The organism is Kineobactrum salinum (assembly GCF_010669285.1).
Lineage (GTDB): Bacteria > Pseudomonadota > Gammaproteobacteria > Pseudomonadales > Halieaceae > Kineobactrum > Kineobactrum salinum.
The window spans coordinates 23,590-48,094 of the sequence record NZ_CP048711.1 but is presented as its reverse complement, the minus strand read 5'-3'; the positions used below and the strand labels follow the sequence as shown (position 1 = coordinate 48,094).

Below are 24,505 nucleotides of genomic sequence, written 5' to 3'. Positions count from 1 at the left end.
GTTGTGCCACTGCTGCCTATGGACGCAGTGACCCTTATTTAGGGGATGGGTGTCCTTAATCCGGCCACTACTGCCGGAGAGTACTTTCGAGACACGCCGTAAACCCATCCCTGGGGGCTCGGATGCGACATCCATGTCGCATACGGTCTCGAAAGTACTCTCCGGCAGTAGCGTCCTCACCCCGGGTGATGGCTCGGCGATCGAAGTGCCGATCTAAAGCCTGACATTTCGGCAATCATGATCAAATACTCTACGAAAATATGGGACCGCAATGAATTTACACTCGTTGCACTTGTAGCACGGCGCCAGCTCGATTAGATTGTGGCGCTTTCTGACCTAGGGGACTGCACACGTGGAATTGGCTTGCCTGGATCTCGAAGGCGTTTTGGTACCGGAAATCTGGATTGCATTCGCGGAGCGCACCGGCATCGCCGAATTGCGCGCCACCACCCGGGACATTCCCGACTACGATGTGCTGATGCGGCAGCGGCTGGCGCTGCTCGACCAGCACAACCTGAAGATCGACGATATTCAGGCAGTGATTGCGACGCTGGAACCATTGCCGGGTGCCGCCGACTTTCTCGACTGGCTGCGGCACCGCTTCCAGGTCATCATCCTGTCCGATACCTTCTATGAATTTTCCGCACCGCTGATGCGGCAGCTGGGCTGGCCCACCTTGCTTTGTCACCGCCTGGTCGTGGATGAACAGGGCAGGGTGGTGGATTACAAACTGCGCCAAAAAGATCCCAAGCGCAGCTCGGTACAGGCCCTGCACAGTCTCAACTACCGTATTATTGCCGCCGGCGATTCCTACAATGATACCAGCATGCTGGCGGAAGCCGACGTCGGGCTGCTGTTTCATGCGCCGCAAAATGTGATCGACGAGTTTCCCCAGTTTCAGGCATTGCACGACTTCCCTACATTGAAGAGCGCCTTCCTGGCAGCCAGCGAACGTTCACTGGCGCTCTGAGCGCGCTTTCGCTGCTCATGCAGATCGGATGTTGACACCGAATATCTGCGTCATCGTCGCAGCGCGTGCCTGCGGATTCTTGTGCCGATGTCCGGGCGGATACAACAGGCGTGGTGCTTCGTGTACCCGTGCAAATTGACATTGGCGAGTGTTGGAATTAATGTTGGCCGCCGAATCAGGGCGGGCATAGCGCCTTGAACCCGACCGCCTTCGCATTCACCCCCGGGAACCTCGACCACTAACAGGTAGAGGCATTTGCGGCCTCGAAGTCGAGCCTGCGAGGCACCAGCACGGACGAGGAAACCATGACCAACGACAATACTGACTTGATTGCCTCTCTCGACAATCCCTTTGCCCGACAGGATGAGCGAGAGTTCAAGGTGCCGGGGCAGGTGGCTTCAGAGCCGGGGCTGTATGAAAAGGCGCTCAAGGCCGGCTGGGAGCTGCAGCAGCGGCCAATGTCGGCGGGAGGGGTAAAGAGCACCCAGCGCCAACACCAGAAAAACCGGATGACAATCTGGGAGCGGATCGACTACCTCGCCGACGAGCCGCCCGTGGTGTTGTATCAGAACTGGGGGCCCAACCTCGACGGCGCGTCCCTGGTGACCGCGCTGATCAGGATCGGCGGACGCGATGTGGCGATTTACGGTCACGATTTCACTGTCCGAGCCGGCTCCATGGACGCGACCAACGGCAAGAAGCTGGCCCGCCTGTTTGAGCTGGCCGGCAAACGCGGAATTCCTGTGGTAGGCCTGAACGACTCGGCTGGCGCCTATATTCCGGCCGGTGTGGGCGGACTGGAAGGCTACGCCGATGCCTTCACCGCGCTGCGCAAGATCAGCGGCATGGTACCCAGCATCATGTGCATGTTCGGCTTCAATGCGGGCGGCGGTTCCTATCTGCCGCGGCAGGGCAGTTTCCTGATCCAGCCCAACGACACATTCTTTGGGCTTACCGGTCCGGGCGTGGTGAAGTCGGTGCTGGGTGAGGACGTCACCCCTGATGAGCTGGGTGGGCCGGGTGTGCACAGCCAGAGCGGGGTCACCGATTTCGTGGTGCCGGATGAAGTGGCGGCACTGCGCAAGGTGAGGGCGCTGCTGAACTACCTCCCTGGCAATAACTACAGCGGGCCTCCCTACCAGGCGTCCTCCGATCCGGTTAGCCGCAAGACCTGGGACATCGATATCCTGTTGAAGAAAGCGTTCAATTCCACCACCGGCTACAACACCCCGATCGATATCAGTATTTTGATCCAGCAGCTGTGTGACCACGGTGATTTCCTGGAATTGCAGGCAGAGCGGGCCCGCAATACGATCACCGCGCTGGGACGCATGGGGGGCAATGTGATTGGCTTTGTCGCCAACAACTCCGCGGTGGCATCCGGTCAGGTTGACATTGCGGCAGCCTACAAGAACGCCCGTTTCATCCGTTTTTGCAATCTCTACAATATCCCGGTCATCTTTCTCGAGGACACCACCGGTTTCCTGCCCGGACGGGAGCAGGAGGCGGGCGGTATCGTGCAGGCGGGCCGCGCGATGCTTGATGCCATCGTCGACCTGCGTACCCCGCGTTTCCTTGTCCTGGTGCGCAATGCCTTCGGCGGCGCCTACGCCTCCTACAACAATTACCCACCGGCGCGGACTTCGTGATAGCGCTGCCCACTACCCGGGTGGCGGTGATGGGCCCGGCAGGGGTGGAATACGTCTACAAGGATGAGTTGCGCAAGATCCGTTCCGCCATTCCCGACAGGATCGCCGCCGAGACCCGGGCCCAGGAGAGTGCCGGCCTGTCCGGGGAAGAGGCCGCGAAAATGGCGCGGCAACTGGTGGAGGCCTGGGCCAAGGCCGAGGAGCAGCTGCTGGCCCAGCGCTACGAGCAGGAGCTGATGAATCCGAATGAGGCGCTCAGCCTCGGCTCGATTTCCCAGATCGTCATGCCTTCCGACCTGCGTCAGGTACTGGCTGACCACATGAGTTTCTGCCTGCGTCACTACACGCCGGAACCACTTGCATCTGTGCAGCGCGAGTTCCACTAGGCCTCGCCCGCCCCGCCTGTAAGACCGAGGAAATAATACGTGTCGAACGAACATTACCTGAATAATCCCCTGATTCACCGCGACCGTCGTCTCGGACGACGTCACTCGACCTGGGTCACCCAATTCGATTGCACCGGGTTGCGGCCGCTGATCATCTGCCGCGGTCCCATCCGCAAAGAAGCGATGGATGTGTTCACCGAGATGGGGATCACCCACTTCGGGATCCTGCTGTCGGAGAAAGACTCCATTGTTTACCAGAGCGCCCTGGCCCCGGAGTTGCGTTCACTCACGGACCCGGACCGGGTACACCGGGTGCCGGATTACAGTGGGGCCAACAAGGAAGAACGCGAACAGCGTATTGCCCAGATTATCAGTATCGCGCGCGACAACGACTACAATGCGATATTTGCCGGTTACGGCTTCATGGCCGAAGACGAGAGCATGGTGGCCGCGATGGAGCGGGCCGGTCTGAACTTCATCGGTCCCTGTTCCCGCACCGTACATGATGCTGGTCTGAAGGACGAGGCCAAACGTACCGCGCTGGAAGCGGGCGTGTCGGTCACCCCGGGCATCGACAATGCGACCGCGTTGACGCTGCTGAAGAAATATCCCGATCTCGCTGCCCTTGAGGGCCTGTGCCGGGAGCACGATCTGGCTGTAGACCGTGCATTGCTGGAGGACCCTTCGATCAGCCTGGAAGACAAGGCCGACGATGTGCTGGCGGCCTCCTATGCCAAAGGGATCGATCTCTACACCGTGGACGAGCTGTGCGCTACCCTGACCGAGGCCGTGCTGCGGATGCAGGCGGACTATCCCGAGAACCGGGTGCGGTTGAAGGCCATCAGCGGCGGCGGTGGCAAGGGACAGCGCATTCTCGGTATCGGCCAGGCCGAACGCACGCCGGAACTGGTGCGGGAAATCCTCAACGAGGTCAAGACCACCGGCGCAGGTGACAACAAGAACGTGCTGGTGGAACTGAACATCGAAACCACCCGGCACCAGGAGATCCAGGTCATCGGCAACGGCGACTGGTGCGTAACCTTGGGCGGCCGCGATTGCTCCCTGCAGATGCACGAGCAAAAGCTGCTTGAAGTATCGGTGACTGTGGAATCGCTGGCGGCGGCGATCCAACAGGCCGAGGCCGCAGGCCAGACCACCGAGGCCGCGGTGCTGCGTCAGGACCTGGTCACACTGGAGGAAATGGAGGACGAGGCCGGGCGTTTTGGTGCCGCGGTAGGGCTGGATTCGGTTTCGACCTTCGAATGCATCGTCGACCGCGACAAACACTTCTTCATGGAGATGAATACCCGTATTCAGGTTGAACACCGGGTAACGGAGCTCTGCTACGCGCTCAAGTTCAGCAATCCAGACAAGGAAGATGATTTTTTCGTGGTCGAATCGTTGGTGGAAGCCATGGTCCTGCTGGCCGCTCACGGCCCGCGGCTGCCGCGGCCGACCCGGGTGTTGCGCCACAATGACGCGGTCGAGGCACGTCTCAACGCCACCAACCAGGCACTGCAGCCCAGCGCCGGCGGCGTGATCGAATTCTGGAGCGATGCGCTGCAGGGAGAGATCCGCGATGACCAGGGCATCAGTCTGCACAATCCTGATACCGATGTGTTCATGAAGTACACCCTGGCCGGCGCGTATGATTCCAATATTGCGCTGTTGCTGACCGTCGGCGACAGCCGTCTGGACAGCTACGAAAAAATGGCCGAAACCATTCGCCGCACCCGCATGCGCGGCAAGGATCTGGCCACCAACCTGGAGTTCCACTACGGCCTGGTGAACTGGTTTATCGGCCAGAATATCAATGCCAGACCCACCACCCGCTTCATTGTCCCCTACCTGACCGCGGTGGGGGCGCTGAAGGATCAGGCCAACAATATCGATTTGCAATACGCCTGGAAAACGCTCTGTCGCGCCCAGCTCGCGGATCATGGCGAGGCGGCTGCCAGCGCCCTGGCGAACAGCCTGGAACTGAAGCAGACTTTGCTGCTGCGACCTTTGCAGCGCCTGCTGGATGAAGCCCATATGCTCAGCGGTTGGCTCAGTATCAATCGCGACTGCTACACTCTGATCGAAGGCAAGCTGTGCTGGAATGAAAATCCGGTGGAACTGCTGGCAGATACCTACCACTTTCTCAATATGGATTACATTCCCGGCGCACCGGCGTCCCGCATGATCTGGAGACACGACCACGAAATCCTGCAGCAGGCCCTGGATTTCTATGCCGAACTGAATAACCGGCTGGATGCACCGGACTGGATCGCGCTGAACGACCTGCTGCAGACAAGCCAGGCACCGGAAGGCGTCAGCGACGAGACCTGGACCCAGATACGATCGGCCCACAAAGGTTATCAATCCGGCCTCGATATTCTGGCGGTGTTGCCCAGTATTGCCGAAACGACCGCATTTTATGATCTGAGCGTGAATCAGGATCTCAGCATTCACATTCCTGATGCCCTGTTGGACAGTGAACTGCAAAACCGGATGGCGAAGGTGCTGGCGCCGCCACCAATGGCCAAATCAGACGAAATTCTGGCGGTGAGTGGTGGCATGTTCTACGGCCGCGAATCGCCGCAGCATGACCTCTATGTGCAGGAGGGCGATCACTTCGAGGCCGGCGATCCGCTCTACATCGTCGAGGTAATGAAGATGTTCAACAAGGTCTACGCGCCCTTTGCGGGTACCATCGATAAAGTACTGGTGGATACCGACGGCGTCATCATCAGCAAGGGTCAGCCACTGTTCAAGATCACTCCCGACGAGAAAATCGAGATTGTCTCGCCCGAGGCAGTCTCCGCCCGCAGGCGGGAATTCACCGCAGGTTTTCTGCAACAGATCATTTGAGGTCAGCCATGATCACAGCCCTGGACCATATTGCCATTGCGGTCCCCGATTTCGACAAGGCCATCAAGCGCTTCATGGATGATTTCGGGCTCCCCTTTGAAGGAGTGGAGGAGGTCGTGTCGGCCAAGACTTCTACCGCCTTTTTCCCGCTGCCGCCCACCAGCATCGAGCTGGTACATCCGCTGAACGGTGAAGGCCCATCGCGGGCTACCTGGAGAAACGTGGCGGTGGCCTGCACCACCTGTGCTTCCGCTCCGACAACATCGAGGAGGACGTGGCGCGCCTGAAGGCAAAGGGCTATCAGTTCCTGGCGGATGCTCCCAGTCCCGGCGCCCACGGCTCCAAAGTCATTTTCATCCACCCGAAAAGCTGCGATGGCGTGCTGATCGAAATCAACCAGCCCGGCGACGAGCATTGAACCGTCGAGCATTGAGCAGTAAAGGGGAGACAACACCATGAGTGACAAGATCTACGACCCGGCCCGGACTACCCTTGAGCAGTGGCGCACCCTCGCTGAAAGAGCTGCGAAGGGCGGTCTTGAGGAACTGACCTGGCATACCCCCGAAGAGATTGACGTCAAGCCGCTGTATACCGCGGCAGACCTGGAAGACCTCGAATTCACCGACACCCTGCCGGGTCTGTCACCCTACCTGCGCGGTCCCCAGGCCACAATGTACGCCGGGCGGCCCTGGACCATCCGCCAGTATGCCGGTTTCTCTACTGCCGAGGCGTCCAACGAATTCTATCGCAAGGCATTGGCGGCCGGTGGCCAGGGCATCTCGGTGGCGTTCGACCTGGCCACTCACCGTGGCTATGACTCCGATCATCCCCGGGTCACCGGGGACGTAGGCAAGGCCGGCGTGGCCATCGATTCCGTCGAAGACATGAAAATCCTGTTCGACGGGATACCGCTGGACCAGGTGTCGGTGTCCATGACCATGAATGGCGCCGTACTGCCGGTGTTGGCCGGCTATATCGTGGCCGCCGAGGAGCAGGGCGTGGCCCAGGAACAACTGGCCGGCACCATCCAGAACGATATCCTGAAAGAATTCATGGTGCGTAACACCTATATCTACCCGCCGGCACCGAGCATGAAGATCATCGGCGATATCATTGCCTACTGCTCCGAGCACATGCCCCGCTTCAACACCATTTCCATTTCCGGTTACCACATCCAGGAAGCGGGCGCCAACGCCGCGCTGGAGCTGGCCTACACCCTGGCCGATGGCAAGGAGTACATCCGCACCGCGCTGGCAGCGGGCCTGGATATCGACCAGTTCGCGCCGCGGCTGTCTTTCTTCTGGGGCATCGGCATGAACTTCTACATGGAGATTGCCAAGCTGCGGGCCGCGCGGCTGCTGTGGACCCGTATCGTCAGCGAGTTCAATCCCAGCAATCCCAAGAGCTCCATGCTGCGTACCCACAGCCAGACCTCGGGCTGGTCGCTCACCGAGCAGGACCCGTACAACAACGTGGTGCGCACCACGATCGAAGCGATGGCGGCGGTGTTCGGCGGCACCCAGTCCCTGCATACCAATGCGCTGGACGAGGCCATCGCACTGCCGACCGAGTTTTCCGCGCGCATTGCCCGCAACACCCAGCTGATCATCCAGGAGGAGACCGGCATCACCCGGGTGGTCGATCCCTGGGGCGGCTCCTACATGATGGAGAGCCTGACCCAGGCCATTGCCGACAAGGCCTGGGAACTCATCGAGGAAGTGGAGGCCGCTGGCGGCATGGCCAAGGCCATTGAAACCGGCATGCCCAAGCTGCGGATCGAGGAGGCGGCGGCCCGCAAGCAGGCCCGCATCGACCGGGGCGAGGACGTGATCGTCGGCGTCAACAAATACCGCAGCGACGACGCCAGCGAGCTGGATGTGCTGCAGATCGACAATGACGCGGTGCGCACCTCACAGCTGGCCCGCCTGGCCCGGTTGCGCGAAGAGCGCGACGAGGCGGCGGTGGAAGCCATCCTGGAAGACATCTACCAGGCGGCAGTCAGCGGCCAGGGCAATCTGCTGGCACTGGCGATCGAGGCCACCCGGCGCCGGGCCACGGTGGGGGAGATCTCCTACGCAATGGAGCGTGAGTTCGGCCGCTTCAATGCCCAGGCCCAGACCGTGTCCGGAGTTTACGGCTCCGCCTTCGCGCAAGACGAGAACTGGCAGGGGATCAGTATGGATATCGACGAATTTGTGGCTCGCTACGGCCGGCGCCCGCGCATGCTGGTCTGCAAAATGGGCCAGGACGGGCACGACCGGGGCGCCAAGGTAGTGGCCACGGCCTTTGCCGATGTCGGTTTCGATATCGACTTGTCGCCGATGTTTTCCACTCCGGAGGAGGTTGCCCGCCAGGCGATCGAGAATGATGTTCATGTGGTGGGTGCGTCCTCGCTGGCAGCAGGGCACAAGACGCTGATTCCCCAACTGGTCGAGGAACTGCGCAAACAGGGCGCGGGCGATGTGGTGGTGATCGCCGGTGGTGTGATACCGCGCCAGGACTACGATTTCCTCTACCAAGCCGGAGTCAAGTGCATCTTCGGCCCCGGTACCCCATTCCCGTGTGCGCCCGCGAGGTACTCGATGCGGTCAATGAGGCCCAGGCCGGCACCGCGTGAGCTGGTGAGCGCCGTGGAGGCAAGCGCAATCGATCAGCAGGCCCTGCAGCGGGGTGACCGGCGCGCGTTGGCCAAGGCCATCACCCTGGTCGAAAGCAGCCTGGAACAGCACCGGGAGCAGGCCCAGCAACTGCTGGAGTCGCTGCTGCCCGCCACCGGAAACAGTATCCGGGTGGGCATCTCCGGGGTTCCGGGGGTCGGCAAATCCACCTTTATCGAGACCTTCGGCCTGTACCTGATTGAACAGGGCAAACGGGTGGCGGTACTCGCAGTGGATCCCAGTTCGCCACTGGCAGGGGGTTCGATTCTCGGTGACAAGACCCGGATGGAACAGCTGTCGCGTCGCGAGGAGGCCTATATCCGTCCCTCGCCGGCCTCTGGTGCGCTGGGCGGCGTGGCCCAGAAAACCCGTGAAACCATGCTGTTGTGCGAGGCTGCCGGCTACGATGTGATCCTGGTGGAAACCGTGGGCGTCGGCCAGTCCGAGTACCAGGTGGCCGGGATGGTGGATTTCTTCATGGTACTGATGCTGCCCGGCGGCGGTGATGAACTGCAGGGTATCAAGCGGGGCATCCTGGAGTTAGCCGATGCGCTGGTGATCAACAAGGCTGACGGCGATAGCGTACAACTGGCACGCAAGGCTCGCCAGCACTACAATTCGGCGATGAACCTGCTGCGCCACACCAGTTTCTGGACCCCTCAGGTAATGACCTGCTCGGCGCTGAAGAATGACAATATCGATGCAATCTGGGGCATGATCGTCGATTATTACTTCCAGGCCCTCAAGGCCGATGCCTTTGCCAGCAAGCGTGCCCGGCAGAACCGTGACTGGATGCGGCAGCTGTTGAACGAGATGCTGTTGCAGAAGCTGGCCAGCAACCCGCGGATCAAAGCGCTGCTGCCGGAACTGGAGCAGCGGGTAGAGGCCGGAGGTACCACCGCCTACGCCGCGGCCCGACAGTTGATAGCACTGCTCTGAGACGCCACTGCATGCGCTTCCAGCCATTGGATAAACTGATCAACCTGCACGAGGGCTACCGCCGCCAGTTCAAGTTCGATAACCTCAGCCTGTTGTTGTTACAGGAGCAGGGTGAGCTGTATTTGTGTGAGGCCCGCTGTCCCCACCAGGAACATCCGCTGGATAGTGCGCCGGTGAGCGATGGCATGCTGGAGTGCCCCTGCACCACTACCGTTTTGCGCTGGACGACGGCCGTCTGTTACAGACCACGGAAGAACCCTGTCGCCCGCTGCGCCTGTTCCCACTGGTCTACGAAGGCAACGAGGTGGGGCTGATGGTAGCGGACCGCTTCTAACACGGACGCAGCGACCGTCCGGATTGCGCAGACGGAGCCGGCGCCACTTATTCCCTGTCGGGTTTCGCTTCGCTCTACCCAACCTATGTCCCCGGCGGGCCGGGTGCCGATTGCTCCCCCCTTGGGTTTCGTCTCTTAACCCAACCTATGGCCCCGCCGGGTCGGGCGCCACTTATTCCCCTGTCGGGTTTCGCTTCGCTCAACCCAACCTATGTCCCCGGCGGGCCGGGTGCCGATTGCTCCCCCCTTGGGTTTCGTCTCTTAACCCAACCTATGGCCCCGCCGGGTCGGGCGCCACTTATTCCCCTGTCGGATTTCGCTTCGCTCAACCCAACCTATGTCCTGATGGTAGCGGACCGCTTCTAACACGGACGCAGCAACCGTCCGGATTGCGCAGACGGAGCCGGCACCGCTTGTTCTCCTGTCGGGTTTCGCTTCGCTCAACCCAACCTATGTCCCCGGCGGGGTCGGGCGTCACCTGTTCCCCCTGTCGGGTTTGGTTCCTCAACCCAACCTATGATCCCGGCGGGTTGGGCGCCACCCACGGCCGCGAGGGGTCGGGCGCCTGCCAAGGGCCCCGGGTTGGGCACCCCGCAATAGCCCAAGGTTGGACTCCCCGCAATGGCCCCGGGTTGGGCACCCCGCAATGGCCCAAGGTTGGACTTCCCGCAATGGCCCCGGGTTGGGCACCCCGCAATGGCCCCGAGGCGGGTACCAGCTATGAGGCTGATAAGTTCCGCATTGCTTATTCATAGGTTGGGTAGAGCGAAGCGAAACCCGACAAGGCCCGCACTCAAACCAAACGCACCAACCTCGCACACTCGCCGTCAGCTTTCGTTCCTCAATCCAATCTATGACCCCGGCCGGGAGGACACCGGCTGCTCTCCGTCGGGTTTCGTTCCTCAACCCAACCTATGGCCCCGGCGGGTTGGGCACCACCCATGGCCACGACGGGTCGGATATCCCGCTATGGCGGCCAGGTTCCGTACCAGCTATGCCGCTAATGAGCTCCGCATTGCTTGTTCATAGGTTGGGTAGAGCGAAGCGAAACCCGACAAGTTCCAAGCCGGGCCGGTACGCGGTCACGCGTGGTTTCCAAAGCAGACCCTGCGTGAAGCTCGGCTGCCACAGCGCACAGGGCAAGTGGAGAAACGCAGGGCTGATGCGCACTATCAAGCTTTCCAATGCAGCCCTGAACGCTGTAGCGAAGACATCGGTTACCGGACTTTGGGCGGGACCCAGCTCACTAAAGAGACAGCTTGCGAAATTCCGGGTGTACGGCGCTGCAGCCCCACAGCTCTTCGAATAGTTCCCGGTGGGGAGCGGTGGATGCCGGTGAATCGGGTGCATACAGAACCGCCTTGTCCGCGTCCTCCGTTCTGTATAACACGCCGCTGCGATCACGTATGACCAGCGTTTCACCCCGCCATTGGGGATGTTCGGGCAGCAGCTGCAAGTGCACCGAGGAGGGAACTCGCCGGGCCAGGGTCAGCAGACGGTGGCCACGCTGCACCAGCGGCCGGTAATCGGCCACCAGCAGGCGCACCCGGGAGTGGCGATAGCTGCGTGCCAGCGCGCTCAGCGCATCGGCCATGGCCTGGCTGTCGAATACCCGGTGGTCAAGGGCCGGGCTGAGAATGCACAGTTCCCGGCGCGCCGCGGCACACAGCGCGAGAGCACAATCATCGAAGGGGTGCGGGTAGGCAATACCACCGGAGCGTCGCTCCGCCTCTGCCTCTCGCAGCACCCTGCGCATTGCAATATGGGCAATGCCCGCCTCGGTAAAAGGCTCGCCGGTCGGAATGAAACCAGCCCGCTGATAAAACGCGCTGGCGTGCTGTTGCGCGTGCAGGTGAACCTGTTGATAGCCGCGTTCGCTCGCCGCTGCCACCAGAGCGTCCAACAGCGCACGGCCGATCCCCTGGCCGCGGTGCCGGGCCAGCACTGCCATACGGCCAATCTTGCCATTGGGCAGCAGGCGGCCACAGGCAACGGGGCTGCCCTCCAGCAGTCCGAGCACATGAACTGCCTCCTCATCCCTCCCGTCCCATTCAATCTCGCGTGGTACCGACTGCTCGACAACGAACACCTGCTCGCGAATGGCACGCAGGATTTCCCGCTGCCGGGGCCAGTCGGCGATCTGGACTTGCAGCTTATCCGACATCGATGCCTCCGTGTTCCAACAGATACCGCAGCAATTGGTCACCACCGGCCCCGGCCAGCGCGGCACCCGCAAGCTGACCATGACCGCAGAGCTCGCTGAGAGCGCCGCTGAAAGTCGCCGGAAATCGCCGGCTGTTGCCATTGACGAAAACCCGAATGTCATCGTCCAGCCGCTGCCAGGCCACTCTGGCGCCGACTGCCAGCACCGCCACCCCCGCGGAATCGCGCAGCTGCGCCAGTGCTGCTGCCAACCCCTCATTCTCATTACCGAGTGCGTCCGGGATCGCGCTTTCGGTGACCAGCTCGCCAAACCAGGCCTCGTCGTCCGCCGTATCCAGCACCCGGCGCAGCTGGCTCAGCGCGCTGTCGATATCCTCGCGCCGAATTTCACCCGCCGCGGCGGCCGGTCGCCGGCCGGGGTCTTCCAGCAAGTGATCCGGGCTGGCCTGTTCCAGGCGGGCATCCACCCAGCGCGACAGCAGCTCAGTGATACGCGGCGCGCGCAAGCCAATGGAGAAACAGGTGGAGTCGCCGGCTGAAACACCCCAGTGTGCAACCCCGGGCGGCAGGTAGAGGATGTCGCCACAGCGCAGGGTGTACTCGGCTTCGCACTGGAAGTCCGCCAGCAGCTTCAGCTGCCGGTGGGGCAGCAGCGGGGTGCTGGCATCACAGCGCTGGCCCAGCCGCCAGTGCCGTTCACCTTCTCCCTGCAGCAAAAACACATCATAAAGGTCGTAGTGAGGCCCGACACCGCCGCCCTTGCTGGCGTAACTGACCATGATGTCGTCCAGCCGCCAGGTGGGCAGAAAATCCACCAGTCGCGCCAATTCCGCCACCTCGGGCAGCCAGCGGTCAACGCCCTGCACCAGCAGTGTCCAGGGCTGGGAGCGGTCGAAATCAGCGGTCCGGAAGGGGCCCTGTTGCAGATGCCACCCGGAGGCGCGATATTCGACAATGCGCGACTCCGCATCAGCTTCCATCGCCAGACCGGCCAGTTCATCGGCACTGATCGGGGGCCTGAAATCCTTTACTGCGGCTCTCAGCAACAGCGGTTCCCGCTGCCAGTAGCGAGCCAGGAAGCGGGCCGGATCCAGTTGCAGCCCCGCCATCTAGCGTATGTCCCGGGCCTGCGTCGCGGCGTTGCCGGTGTAGGAGGCTGGCGTCAGTGCCAGCAGTTCCTCGCGGGCGGCGTCTGGCAGCTCCAGGCTGTTGATGAATGTCTGCAGCGTGTCCCGGTTCATGACCTGGCCGCGGGTGAGATCCTTCAGCTTCTCATAGGGCTTCTCGACCCCATAGCGACGCATCACCGTCTGGATGGGCTCGGCCAGCACTTCCCAGCTCTGCTCCAGATCGGCGGCGATGTACGCCTCGTTCAGCTGCAGCTTGCCGATGCCCTTGAGGCTGGCCTGGTAGGCGATCAGGCTGTAGCCGAAACCGACGCCCATATTGCGCAGCACCGTACTGTCGGTGAGGTCGCGCTGCCAGCGGCTGAGCGGCAGCTTCTCTGCCAGGTGCCGGAACACCGCGTTGGCCAGGCCCAGATTGCCCTCGGAGTTTTCAAAATCGATGGGGTTGACCTTGTGGGGCATGGTGGAAGAGCCCACTTCTCCGGCCACCGTGCGCTGGCGGAAATAACCCAATGAGATGTAACCCCAGATATCGCGGTCGAAATCGATCAGGATGGTATTGAAGCGGGCGATTGCATCGAACAGTTCCGCCATGTAGTCGTGGGGTTCGATCTGGGTGGTGTAGGGATTCCAGTCCAGCCCCAGCGAAGTGACGAATTGCTCGGCACAGGCCTGCCAGTCCACCTCCGGGTACGCCGCCAGGTGGGCATTGTAGTTGCCCACCGCGCCGTTGATTTTGCCCAGGCAGGGGATCGCCCGCAACTGCTCCAGCTGGCGCCGCAGCCGTGCCACCACATTGGCCAGCTCCTTGCCCATCGTGGTGGGACTGGCGGTCTGGCCATGGGTACGGGACAACATTGGCACCGCCGCGTGCTCATGGGCCAGTGCAACCAGCGCAGCCACCAGCTCCTCCATTGCCGGCAGCAGTATCTGTTGCATGCCATCGCGCAACATCAGCGCGTGCGACAGATTGTTGATGTCCTCGGAGGTGCAGGCAAAATGCACGAATTCGGCCACGGCCGCCAGCTCCTGGTCGTCAGCCAAACGCTCCTTGATAAAATACTCCACCGCCTTCACGTCGTGGTTGGTGGTGGCCTCGATCGCCTTGACCCGCTGCGCATCCTCCAGGCTGAATTCGCTGACAATGCGATCCAGCAGTTCACCGGCGGCAGTGGACAGGGGTGGCACCTCCGGTACGCCGGCCAGTCCGGCCAGTTGTTGCAGCCAGCGCGCTTCCACCCGCACTCGCTGCCGGATCAACCCGAACTCGCTGAACACCTCGCGCAGCGTCTCGGTCTTGCCGCTGTAGCGGCCGTCGATGGGCGATATCGCCGTTAGGGAAGTCAGGTCCATGCCTCGCTCCGGGTGTCTGTTGGTGATATTAAACCACGCCTGCTTCGCGTGACAGTTGCTGGGCCCGTTGGCCGATCCTGCGCCGCTGCAGCACCAGCTTCCAGCGTCTGCCGCCCAGTTGGCGCCAGAGGAAGGCGGCGCGGATACCGGCCAGCAGCAGCGCTCGAATCATGTCGGCAGTTTGCGGATTCTGCAGGTGCTGGACATTGCCGTTGACCTTGATCCGGAATTTCAGGGTGCTGAGTGTATCCTGGTAGATGCCCGACACGCTGTGGCAGATATCGTTGCTGTGCCGGGTAAAATGCTCGGCCCGGAAGCTGGTGTGTTCCAGCCGCGAGCGCACCACGGCCATCATCGCGGAATCGCGGCTGAAACGGCGCTCGAGGAACAGCAGGTTGAATATGTATCTGACCACTTCCCGCTGGCCAGCGGCGCGCTCGTTGTCCATCAGGTCCGCCAGCGTATCCAGGCCCAGCCGGACGCCCGCGAGGCCGCCGAAGACCTGCTCCACATCGTCCGCCTCGAAGGTGAACAGGCTGTGCAGCGAGGCCTGCAGGAATTCCGGCGGACAGCTGCCGCTGGTGGAAACCTGGTCCACCAGCCGTGCTGCCTGGGCAACACCGGCCAGGGCGATGGTCTGCTGGTCCAGCCACGCGCGGGAAACACCGGCCATCTCAGTCTGTCCGCTCGATGACACCGCCGCCCAGGCAGCGCTCACCCTGGTAGAACACCACGGACTGGCCGGGGGTGACTGCGCGCTGGGGCTGGTCGAAACGGACCCTGTGGCGATTTCCAGACAGACTCAGGCTGCAGGTCTGGTCCGGCTGCCGGTAGCGCACCTTGGCAGTGCAGTGCAGTGGCAGCGCCGGCGCCTCTCCGGCGATCCAGAACAGTTCAGCCACGGTGAGGCCTGCGCTGTACAGCGCCGGATGTTCATTGCCCTGGGCTACCAGCAGCACATTGTGCTCCAGGTCCTTGCCCACCACATACCAGGGCGCGTCGTCGTGATCTGCCAGGCCGCCGATACCCAGGCCCTGACGCTGGCCGATGGTGTGATACATCAGGCCCCGGTGATGCCCCAGCCGTTCGCCCTCCAGGCTGTGGATCTCTCCCGGCTGGGCCGGCAGGTATTGTTGCAGGAAGTCGGTGAAGCGGCGTTCACCGATAAAACAGATGCCGGTGGAATCCTTCTTGTTGTGGGTTGGCAGGGCTTGTTGCCGCGCCAGTGTCCGCACCTCGGGCTTGGCGATCTCACCCACCGGGAACAGGGTCTGCGCCAACTCCCGGTGGCCGACCGCATGCAGGAAGTAGCTCTGGTCCTTGTTCTCGTCCAGCCCCCGCAGCAGCGTGGCCTTGCCGTCATGCAGGCCGCGGCGTGCATAGTGACCGGTGGCGATACAGTCAGCGCCCAGCATCAGGGCATAGTCCAGAAAGGCGCGGAACTTGATTTCCCGGTTGCACAGAATATCCGGGTTCGGGGTGCGACCCGCACGGTACTCGGCGAGGAAATGCTCGAACACATTGTCCCAGTACTCGGCCGCGAAATTGGCGCCGTGCAGTGGAATGCCGAGCTGATCGGCGACGGCCTGGGCATCGGCGAAATCCTCTTTCGCGGTACAGTACTCGGTGCCGTCATCCTCTTCCCAGTTCTTCATGAACAGGCCTTCGACCCGATAACCCTGCTCGCGCAGCAGCAGCGCGGCGACGGAGGAGTCCACGCCGCCGGACATGCCGACAATCACTTTGGTCGCTGCATTGAAGCTCATGACTGGGTAATCAAATCCACCGGATAACAGATCCCGCTGCGCTGCTGCTCGACGGCGGCCAGTACCAGCGGGCTGCGCATTCTAGCAGAATTGGCGATGATTGCCTCGTAATCCAGCCAGTGCACGGCGAGGATGTCCGGATCCAGAATTGCGCCGGGCAGCGCTTCGCGCGCCTCGGCGGCAAAGGTGGTGCGATAGTAGGTCACGCCGTTGCCAGGCGCGGTGTACAGCGCCAGCCCCAGCACACCGGTCAGCGCTACCCGCCAGCCGGTCTCTTCCAGGGTTTCCCGCACAGCCGCCTGCTGCAGGGATTCGCCGGGTTCCAGATGGCCCGCGGGCTGGTTGAAGACCGGCCTGCCAGTGGTCTTGTCCCGTTCCTCCACCAGCAGGTACAGGCCCTCGCGCTGCACCACGGTGGCCACAGTTACATGCGCATGCCAGGGCATCACCGTCTCTTCCGGCGTGCCCGGGAAAGCCCTGCCATAGCTGCTTTGGCGGGCCCAGGGCCACTGTGGGGAAGCGACAGGCGGCGGTGAGTGCCCGGGGCCAGGCCCGCCAGGGTCCAATCCCCCACCTGCCAGCGTATCAGCCGCAGCGTGGGCAGGCCCACTGCGGCGGTCATGCGCCGTATCTGGCGGTTGCGGCCTTCGCGAATGCTGATCTGCAGCCAGCTGTCGGGCACGGTCAGCCGCGCACGTACCGGGGGCTGCCGGGGCCAGAGATCAGGAGGCGGCGCCATCCTGCAGGCCCGGGCCGGCAGGGTAGGGCCGTCCTTGAGGATCACACCGGTGGCGAGCTGCTCCAGAGCGGCCTCGTCGGCATCGCCTTCGACCTGCACCCAGTAGGTTTTCCACAGTTTGTGGCGCGGATTGGCTATTCGCTGTTGTAGCCGGCCATCGTCGGTGAGCAGCAGCAATCCTTCTGAGTCATAGTCTAGCCGGCCGGCCGGCCGGAAGCCGGGGGCCTGCAGATAATCCGCCAGCGTTGCGCGTGGCGACGTAACCGTGGGGTCGCTATCGCTGAACTGGCTCAGCACCCGGAAGGGCTTGTTGATCAGGATAAGGTTCGCCATCGTTGCTCCGGACGGGTCCAAAAATCTGCCCGCTGCAGCAGCAAGTCCCCGAAACCTGCTACAATGGACCCCGTTTTACCGGGGCGTCCCGCCAAGGATACCGCACCCCGAGACTCAATGGACCCACAGCTACGGAGAACTACCCATGGGCTACAAGCATATCCAGGTGCCGGCGACCGGTGACAAGATCACGGTCAACGACGATTACAGCCTGAATGTCCCGGACAACCCCGTCATTCCCTATATCGAAGGTGACGGTATCGGGGTGGATATCAGCCCGGTCATGATCAGTGTGGTGGATGCCGCGGTGAACAAGGCCTACGGCGGCAGCAAGAAGATTTCCTGGATGGAGATCTACACCGGCGAGAAGGCCGCCGAATTGTACGATGGCGACTGGTTCCCGGAAGAAACCCTGGACGCGATCAAGGCCTATTCCGTGGCGATCAAGGGTCCCCTGACCACCCCGGTGGGTGGCGGGTTTCGATCACTGAACGTTGCGCTGCGGCAGGAGCTGGACCTTTATACCTGCCTGCGTCCAGTGCGCTGGTTCGAGGGCGTGCCCTCGCCGGTGAAGGATCCGGGCGCCTGCAACATGGTGATCTTCCGCGAGAACTCCGAGGACATCTACGCCGGCATCGAGTACCAGGCCGGCACTCCCGAAGCGAAGAAAGTCGTGGATTTCCTGGTCAAGGAAATGGGTGTTACCAAGATCCGTTTTACCGAGGAAGTGGGAATCGGCGTCAAGCCGGTGTCCGAGGAAGGCACCAAGCGTCTGGTGCGCAAGGCGATCCAGTACGCCATCGACCAGAACCAGTCATCGGTAACCCTGGTTCACAAGGGCAACATCATGAAGTTCACCGAGGGTGCCTTCCGCGACTGGGGCTATGAGCTCGCGCAGCAGGAGTTCGGTGGCGAATTGCTGGATGGCGGCCCCTGGGTCACGATCAAGAACCCCAATACCGGCACTGACATCGTGATCAAGGACGTGATCGCCGATGCCATGTTGCAGCAGATCCTGACCCGTCCGGCAGAATACAGCGTGGTCGCGACGCTGAACCTGAACGGCGATTATCTGTCGGACGCACTGGCGGCGCAGGTGGGCGGCATTGGCATCGCTCCGGGTGCCAACCTGTCCGACACCATTGCCCTGTTCGAGGCCACTCATGGCACTGCGCCCAAGTACGCCGGCCAGGACAAGGTCAACCCGGGCTCGCTGATCCTGTCGGCGGAGATGATGCTGCGGCACATGGGCTGGAACGAAGCTGCCGATCTGATCATCAAGGGCATGAACGGGGCTATCCAGAAGGGTACTGTGACCTATGACTTTGAGCGCCAGATGGAGGGAGCCACGCTGGTAAGCTGCTCCGAGTTTGGTCAGAAATTGATCGAAAACATGTAGGAGTCCGCACTTCGACACCAGGGCCTGTGGCGGCACAGGCCCTTTTTCTCATCTGCGGGACGCAATCGGTCGCGAACCCTTGCAGTGACGGCGGCTGGGACTTCGAACGCCGAGCCATCACCCGGGATGCGGTGTTCAAGACACGCCGTGAATCCGTCCATGGAGGCTCGGATGCGACATCCATGTCGCATACGGTCTTGAACACCGCATCCCGGCCGATGGCTCTACCCTTGGAGCCGATCGACGTCACGCTCCCCCCCACAACTTGAATTGACTTATAATGGACCCATACTCCAGTATCAGAGAGCAGTGAACGAGATGTATGGCGTGAAACAGGTATCCGTGGCCAGTAACTGGCGGTTGTCTGCCGGGGACCAGCAGCGCGATAGCGATGGCGGCCTGGCTCTGCAGGAGTCCAAACCGGAACTCAAGCGACCGCCGCTGTTCAAAGTAGTATTGCTGAACGACGACTACACCCCCATGGAGTTCGTGGTTGAAGTCCTGGAAGTGTTCTTCGGCATGAACCGCGAGCAGGCAACGCAGGTTATGCTTACTGTACACACCAGGGGCAAGGGTCTGTGCGGCATTTACACCCGGGATATCGCCGAAACCAAGGCGACTCAGGTGAACCAGTACGCGCGGGAGAACCAGCACCCGCTGCTGTGCGAGATCGAGGCATCGGAGGGCTAGCGCCCGGGAGTGGTAAGGTATGCTGAGTAAAGACCTGGAATTGACGCTGAACGAGGCTTTTCGGGACGCGAGGGCCAAGCGCCACGAGTTCATGACCGTGGAACACCTGTTGCTGGCCCTGCTGGACAACAATGACGCCATTCGGGTGCTGAAGGCCTGTGGCGCCGACATCGGCGGTCTGCGTGGCGACCTGGTGGAATTTGTGGACGCCACTACACCGTTGATCCCGGACGACAATGAGGAGCGGGAAACCCAGCCCACGCTGGGATTCCAGCGCGTCCTCCAGCGCGCGGTTTTTCATGTGCAGTCCTCCGGCCGCAGCGAGGTCACGGGCGCCAATGTGCTGGTGGCCATTTTCAGCGAACAGGAAAGCCAGGCGGTTTATTTCCTCAAGACCCAGAGCATAGCCCGGCTGGACGTGGTGAATTACATCACCCACGGTATCTCCAAGGTGGCCAATGAAGGCGAGGGCGCGGAACCCGATCAGGCGGCAGGGGCTGAGCCCGCAGGCGAGGAGGGCGAGGGCAACCCGCTGGACAATTTCGCCACCAACCTCAATGAAGAGGCCGCCGCCGGACGCATCGACCCGCTGATCGGGCGTATCCCGGAAGTCGAGCGGGTATCGCAGATCCTGGCCCGCCGGCGCAAGAACAATCCGCTGCTGGTGGGTGAATCGGGCGTGGGCAAGACGGCGATTGCAGAAGGCCTGGCGAAGATGATCGTCGACGGCGAGGTGCCCGACCTGCTCAAGGACAGCGTGGTCTATTCGCTGGATCTGGGTGCGCTGCTGGCCGGCACCAAGTACCGCGGCGATTTCGAGAAACGCTTCAAGGGCCTGTTGGCAGTCCTCAAGAAGCGTGAGGGAGCCATCCTCTTCATCGACGAAATCCACACCATCATCGGTGCCGGAGCGGCTTCCGGGGGTGTCATGGACGCCAGCAACCTGCTCAAGCCCCTGCTTTCGTCGGGTAAGATGCGCTGCATCGGCTCCACCACCTTCCAGGAGTACCGGGGGATCTTCGACAAGGACAAGGCACTCAGCCGCCGCTTCCAGAAGATCGATGTCATGGAGCCCTCACCCGATGACGCCTACAAGATCCTGAAAGGACTGAAATCGCGGTTCGAGGAACACCACGGCCTGCGCTACACCAACCGGGCATTGCGGGTGGCCACCGATCTGTCGGCACGCTACATTACCGACCGCTTCCTGCCGGACAAGGCCATCGATGTTATAGACGAGGCCGGTGCCTACCAGCAGCTGCAATCGCCCTCCAAGCGCAAGAAAGTGATAGGTGTGGCCGACATTGAGGCGGTGGTGGCGAAACTCGCCCGCATTCCACCCAAGTCGGTCAGTTCCGATGACCGGGAGACTCTGCAAAAACTGGAGCAGAACCTGCAAATGGTGGTATTCGGGCAGACCCGGGCCATCAGCAGCCTGGCAACTTCGATCAAGCTGGCGCGGGCCGGCCTGCGCTCTGGCGACAAGCCCATCGGCTCATTCCTGCTGGCCGGACCGACAGGCGTCGGCAAGACCGAGGTAACGCGGCAACTGGCGCGGCTGCTGGGACTGGAGCTGATTCGCTTCGACATGTCTGAATACATGGAACGCCATACCGTCTCCCGCCTGATCGGTGCGCCGCCCGGCTATGTCGGCTTCGACCAGGGAGGCCTGCTGACCGACGCGGTCACCAAGCACCCGCACGCGGTGGTACTGCTGGACGAAATCGAGAAAGCCCACCCCGAGGTGTTCAACCTGCTGTTGCAGGTCATGGATCACGGTGCGCTGACGGACAACAACGGCCGCAAGGCGGATTTCCGCAGTGTCATCCTGGTGATGACTACCAATGCGGGGGCCGAAAGCATCAGCCGGCGTACCATCGGGTTTACCACCCAGGACCACAGTACTGATGCGATGGAGGCTATCAACAAGATGTTCACGCCGGAATTCCGCAACCGGTTGGACAGCGTGGTGCAATTTGAACCGCTGGGCGAGGACGTGATCCTCACCGTGGTGGACAAGTTCCTGACGGAACTGCAGGGCCAGCTCGATGAAAAGCGGGTCACGCTGGATGTCGACGAGGACGCACGGTTGTGGCTGGTCGAAAAGGGCTACGACCGCAATATGGGTGCCCGTCCGATGGAGCGGGTTATCCAGGAGCACATCAAGAAGCCGCTGGCGGAATTGGTGTTGTTTGGCGCGCTGGCCCAGGCCGGCGGTACGGCTCTGGTGCGCTTGAACAAATCCCGCGATGCCCTGGACGTATTGGTTGAGGAACAGACACCGGAGTTGGCGTAGCGCTGCATGCGGCAATATCGTCTTGACGAGGTACTGGTGTTGAGCGGTTGGCAAGGCCTTCGCCACAGGGCGGGGGCCATTGTCGCCCCGAAGACGGCGCGACGGCGACTAGCGCTCGCGGTAGGTGATACGCCCCTTGCTGAGATCGTAGGGTGTCAGCTCGACGCGGACTTTGTCGCCGGTGAGAATACGGATGTAGTTTTTGCGCATCTTGCCGGAGATATGGGCGGTTACGATATGCCCGTTCTCCAGTTTCACGCGAAACGTGGTGTTGGGCAGGGTGTCTACTACCTCGCCTTCCATTTCAATCTGATCTTCTTTTGCCATGCGGCGGCAATCCCTCATTAAAAGCAGGGGCGCATTTTGCCCTAAACCTGCCGCTTGCGCCATATCAATCTGCGGCAAAACTACGCCCTTTGCGGCTCTGCCGTCCAATTGTTGTCGATGTAGAGTTCCAGTGGCCGGTAAGCGGACTTGTAGGCCATTTTATCGCAATTGCGGATCCAGTAACCCAGATACAGATAATCCAGTCCCTGCTCCCGGGCCCGTTCGATCTGCCAGAGGATGGCATAGCTGCCCAGACTGCGGTGTGCCTGATCGGGTTCGAAAAACGTGTAGATGGCCGACAGGCCGTCGACCAGCACATCCACCACTGCAACTGCCAGCAGCGAGCCGCCGGCGTGAAAACGGAAATAGCGGGTGCAGTCCCAGGCGTTGTTCAGGAAGGAATGGTACTGCTCGCGGTCGGGCGGATACATGTCGCCATCGGCATGACGCAACTCTATATAGCGGTAGTACAGGTCGTAGGCCTCCTGATCCCTGATCCCGGGACTGGCCTCCACCGTCAGGTCGCTGTTGCGGGTCCAGGTGCGTCGCTGGCTGCGGTTGGGACGGAACTGCGCCACTGGAATGCGGGCCGGAATGCAGGCATTGCATTGGCCGCAGTGAGGGCGGTAAATGTGATTGCCGCTGCGCCGGAAACCCATCGTGGAGAGCCGGCTGTAGAGCAGCTGATCCACCTCCTGGCGGGGATCTATGAACAGGGTGGTTGCTTCCTGATCTTTCAGGTAGCTGCAACTGTGAGGGTAGGTGGTGTACACCTTCAGATCCCGGAGTGATGAGGTCACAACAGCAAATCTCCGCAGGTTGCCGGCAGGGTCCAGATCGCTGGATCGACAAATGCATCTACAGTGTGGTCAAGCTCTGCCTCAAAGTCCAGCCGGCTGATGGTTCTGGCCCCCATTGAATTCATATGCCGGCTTTCCATCTGACAGTCGACCAGCCGGAAGCCGCCGCGGCGCAGGATATGCACCAGACCGACCAGGGCGATCCGGGAACCCCCCGGTATTCTGGAAAACATGGACTCCCCGAAAAATACCCGGCCCAGCGCAAGTCCGTAGAGACCGCCGACCAGCGCATCGTCCGGGTCACGCACTTCTATGGAATGGGCAATGCCCAGGCGATGCAAGGTGGCATAGGCGGTCAGCATTTCCGGGCCGATCCAGGTGCCGGGGCCTGTCGTACGCGGCGCGGCACAGTGCCGCATGACAGCACTGAAGTCGCGATCGACGCTCAACTGCCATTGGTCGCGGCGCAAGGTCTTGCGCAGGCTGCGCGAGACATGCAGCTCCCGCGGATAGAGCACCGAACGGGGGTCCGGGGTCCACCACAGGACCGGTTGGGGGGCTTCATACCAGGGAAATATCCCGCGCCGGTAGGCCTCGATCAGGCGTTCCGGCGTCAGGGTGCCGCCCGCTGCCAACAGCCCGTTGGGATAGTCCAGCGCCTGCGAAGTGGGCGGAAATGCCTGTCCCGGCGCGAGCCGTGCAATGCCGGGCATAGCTGTCAGCTCATATGATCCAGATATTTCTCTGCATCCAGCGCCGCCATACAGCCGAAACCTGCCGAGGTCACCGCCTGCCGGTAGACATGATCTCCGACGTCGCCGGCGGCGAACACGCCGGGTACACTGGTTGCAGTGGCGTTGCCGTCGGTGCCACTGTTGATCGTGATGTAGCCGTCCTTCATCGCCAGCTGGCCCTGGAAAATATCGGTGTTGGGTTTGTGTCCAATCGCGATGAAGACCCCGGCCAACTCCACATCTGCAGTCGCGCCATCTGCGGTGGCCTTGACCCGCATCCCGGTCACCCCGGTGGCATCCCCCAGCACTTCGTCCAGGGTATGATTCCACAGGATCCGCACCTTGCCCTCACGCTCGCGGGCAAACAGCCGGTCCTGCAGCACCTTCTCGGCACGCAGGCTGTCGCGGCGATGCACCAGCACGACTTCCGAGGCAATATTGGCCAGGTACAGCGCCTCTTCGACCGCGGTATTGCCACCTCCGATCACTGCCACCTTCTGGTTGCGGTAGAAAAAGCCGTCACAGGTGGCGCAGGCGCTGACCCCCTTGCCCATGAAGACCTCTTCGCTGGGCAGCCCCAGGTACTGGGCCGAGGCCCCGGTGGCGATGATCAGCGCATCGCAACTGTAGCGTTGGCTGCCGCTCAACTGAAAGGGCCGCGCCTGAAGATCGACCTGTTCGATATGGTCAAACAGTACCTGGGTTTCAAAGCGCTCGGCGTGGGCCAGCATCTGTTGCATCAGTTCCGGACCCTGTAATTGTGCATGCCCGCCGGGCCAGTTCTCCACTTCCGTGGTCGTGGTCAGCTGTCCACCCTGTTGCATGCCAGTGATCACTACCGGCTTGAGATTGGCGCGAGCGGCATAGACTGCTGCCGTGTAGCCGGCAGGGCCGGAGCCAAGGATGATCAGGGGTGGTGCTGGACGTCGCTCATAGTGGTCATTTCCCGGTTGCTGGTGTTAAATGGGGCGCGGGTTGTGGGCACCGCCC

The 24,505-nt window shown here is 61.9% G+C and carries 17 protein-coding genes and 5 pseudogenes; 11 read left to right on the top strand and 11 right to left on the bottom strand.

Translation table 11 applies throughout. The annotated features are described in order from the left end of the window. Positions 1–352 precede the first annotated feature (352 nt). The 8 genes and pseudogenes from thrH to G3T16_RS21435 all read left to right on the top strand — a co-directional run bounded on the left by thrH (position 353) and on the right by G3T16_RS21435 (position 9,788). Complete coding sequence (gene thrH / locus G3T16_RS00215) at positions 353–970, top strand: bifunctional phosphoserine phosphatase/homoserine phosphotransferase ThrH (RefSeq protein ID WP_163493331.1); 618 nt, start codon at positions 353–355, stop codon at positions 968–970. 305 nt (positions 971–1,275) lie between these two features. After that, positions 1,276–3,005: pseudogene (locus G3T16_RS00210) on the top strand (acyl-CoA carboxylase subunit beta). A gap of 39 nt (positions 3,006–3,044) precedes the next feature. Beyond that, positions 3,045–5,858 (top strand): ATP-binding protein, encoded by a 2,814-nt coding sequence (locus tag G3T16_RS00205; RefSeq protein WP_163493330.1) that lies wholly within the window; start codon positions 3,045–3,047, stop codon positions 5,856–5,858. Between the two features lie 8 nt (positions 5,859–5,866). Next, positions 5,867–6,276, top strand: a pseudogene (mce, locus tag G3T16_RS00200) (methylmalonyl-CoA epimerase). 37 nt (positions 6,277–6,313) lie between these two features. After that, a pseudogene (gene scpA / locus G3T16_RS00195) lies at positions 6,314–8,475 on the top strand (methylmalonyl-CoA mutase). Next, positions 8,450–9,454, top strand: coding sequence for a methylmalonyl Co-A mutase-associated GTPase MeaB (gene meaB, locus G3T16_RS00190; RefSeq protein WP_197911790.1), 1,005 nt, complete (start codon positions 8,450–8,452; stop codon positions 9,452–9,454). The pseudogene scpA and the gene meaB overlap by 26 nt, the downstream one beginning before the upstream one ends. A gap of 11 nt (positions 9,455–9,465) precedes the next feature. Beyond that, positions 9,466–9,597 (top strand): annotated as a pseudogene (locus tag G3T16_RS22675) (Rieske (2Fe-2S) protein); the annotation flags it as partial. Between the two features lie 50 nt (positions 9,598–9,647). Further along, positions 9,648–9,788, top strand: a complete 141-nt coding sequence (locus tag G3T16_RS21435) for a Rieske (2Fe-2S) protein (RefSeq protein WP_232059197.1) — start codon at positions 9,648–9,650, stop codon at positions 9,786–9,788. 1,246 nt (positions 9,789–11,034) lie between these two features. Here G3T16_RS21435 and G3T16_RS00180 read toward each other — a convergent pair. Genes G3T16_RS00180 through G3T16_RS00150 form a run of 7 tightly spaced genes read right to left on the bottom strand, consistent with a single transcriptional unit; the run spans position 11,035 to position 17,269 of the window. Next, complete coding sequence (locus G3T16_RS00180; RefSeq protein ID WP_163493327.1) at positions 11,035–11,952, bottom strand: GNAT family N-acetyltransferase; 918 nt, start codon at positions 11,950–11,952, stop codon at positions 11,035–11,037. Continuing rightward, complete coding sequence (locus tag G3T16_RS00175; protein ID WP_163493326.1) at positions 11,942–13,060, bottom strand: cupin domain-containing protein; 1,119 nt, start codon at positions 13,058–13,060, stop codon at positions 11,942–11,944. Before G3T16_RS00175 ends, G3T16_RS00180 begins: the two co-directional genes overlap by 11 nt. Next, on the bottom strand, positions 13,061–14,431 hold the full coding sequence (gene purB / locus G3T16_RS00170; RefSeq protein WP_163493325.1) for an adenylosuccinate lyase: 1,371 nt from the start codon (positions 14,429–14,431) through the stop codon (positions 13,061–13,063). A 28-nt stretch (positions 14,432–14,459) separates the two neighbouring features. Beyond that, complete coding sequence (gene hflD / locus G3T16_RS00165) at positions 14,460–15,104, bottom strand: high frequency lysogenization protein HflD (protein ID WP_163493324.1); 645 nt, start codon at positions 15,102–15,104, stop codon at positions 14,460–14,462. 1 nt (position 15,105) lies between these two features. Beyond that, positions 15,106–16,197 (bottom strand): tRNA 2-thiouridine(34) synthase MnmA, encoded by a 1,092-nt coding sequence (gene mnmA / locus G3T16_RS00160; protein ID WP_197911789.1) that lies wholly within the window; start codon positions 16,195–16,197, stop codon positions 15,106–15,108. Beyond that, positions 16,194–16,643, bottom strand: coding sequence for an NUDIX hydrolase (locus tag G3T16_RS00155; RefSeq protein WP_163493323.1), 450 nt, complete (start codon positions 16,641–16,643; stop codon positions 16,194–16,196). Before G3T16_RS00155 ends, mnmA begins: the two co-directional genes overlap by 4 nt. Continuing rightward, on the bottom strand, positions 16,643–17,269 hold the full coding sequence (locus G3T16_RS00150) for a pseudouridine synthase (protein ID WP_163493322.1): 627 nt from the start codon (positions 17,267–17,269) through the stop codon (positions 16,643–16,645). The genes G3T16_RS00155 and G3T16_RS00150 overlap by 1 nt, the downstream gene beginning before the upstream one ends. A 145-nt stretch (positions 17,270–17,414) precedes the next feature. On the opposite strand from G3T16_RS00150, the gene icd reads away from it, so the two are divergent. From icd to clpA, 3 genes are all read left to right on the top strand, one after another. Further along, on the top strand, positions 17,415–18,668 hold the full coding sequence (icd, locus tag G3T16_RS00145; RefSeq protein WP_163493321.1) for an NADP-dependent isocitrate dehydrogenase: 1,254 nt from the start codon (positions 17,415–17,417) through the stop codon (positions 18,666–18,668). Between the two features lie 342 nt (positions 18,669–19,010). Next, entirely contained in the window at positions 19,011–19,358 is a 348-nt protein-coding gene (gene clpS, locus G3T16_RS00140; RefSeq protein WP_408610763.1) for an ATP-dependent Clp protease adapter ClpS, read from the top strand. 19 nt (positions 19,359–19,377) lie between these two features. After that, positions 19,378–21,654 (top strand): ATP-dependent Clp protease ATP-binding subunit ClpA, encoded by a 2,277-nt coding sequence (clpA, locus tag G3T16_RS00135; RefSeq protein WP_163493320.1) that lies wholly within the window; start codon positions 19,378–19,380, stop codon positions 21,652–21,654. Between the two features lie 108 nt (positions 21,655–21,762). On the opposite strand, the gene infA is transcribed toward clpA, so the two are convergent. The 4 genes and pseudogenes from infA to trxB form a co-directional block, all read right to left on the bottom strand. Beyond that, a complete protein-coding gene (gene infA / locus G3T16_RS00130; protein ID WP_163493319.1) occupies positions 21,763–21,981 on the bottom strand; it encodes a translation initiation factor IF-1 in 219 nt (72 codons plus the stop codon). A gap of 80 nt (positions 21,982–22,061) precedes the next feature. Continuing rightward, positions 22,062–22,781 carry an arginyltransferase gene (locus G3T16_RS00125; protein ID WP_163493318.1) on the bottom strand — a complete coding sequence of 240 codons (720 nt, stop codon included), beginning with the start codon at positions 22,779–22,781 and terminating at the stop codon, positions 22,062–22,064. Continuing rightward, positions 22,778–23,494: a leucyl/phenylalanyl-tRNA--protein transferase gene (gene aat, locus G3T16_RS00120; RefSeq protein ID WP_163493317.1), complete on the bottom strand. Its 717-nt coding sequence runs from the start codon at positions 23,492–23,494 to the stop codon at positions 22,778–22,780. Before aat ends, G3T16_RS00125 begins: the two co-directional genes overlap by 4 nt. A gap of 5 nt (positions 23,495–23,499) precedes the next feature. After that, positions 23,500–24,449 (bottom strand): annotated as a pseudogene (gene trxB / locus G3T16_RS00115) (thioredoxin-disulfide reductase). Between the last annotated feature and the right edge of the window lie 56 nt (positions 24,450–24,505).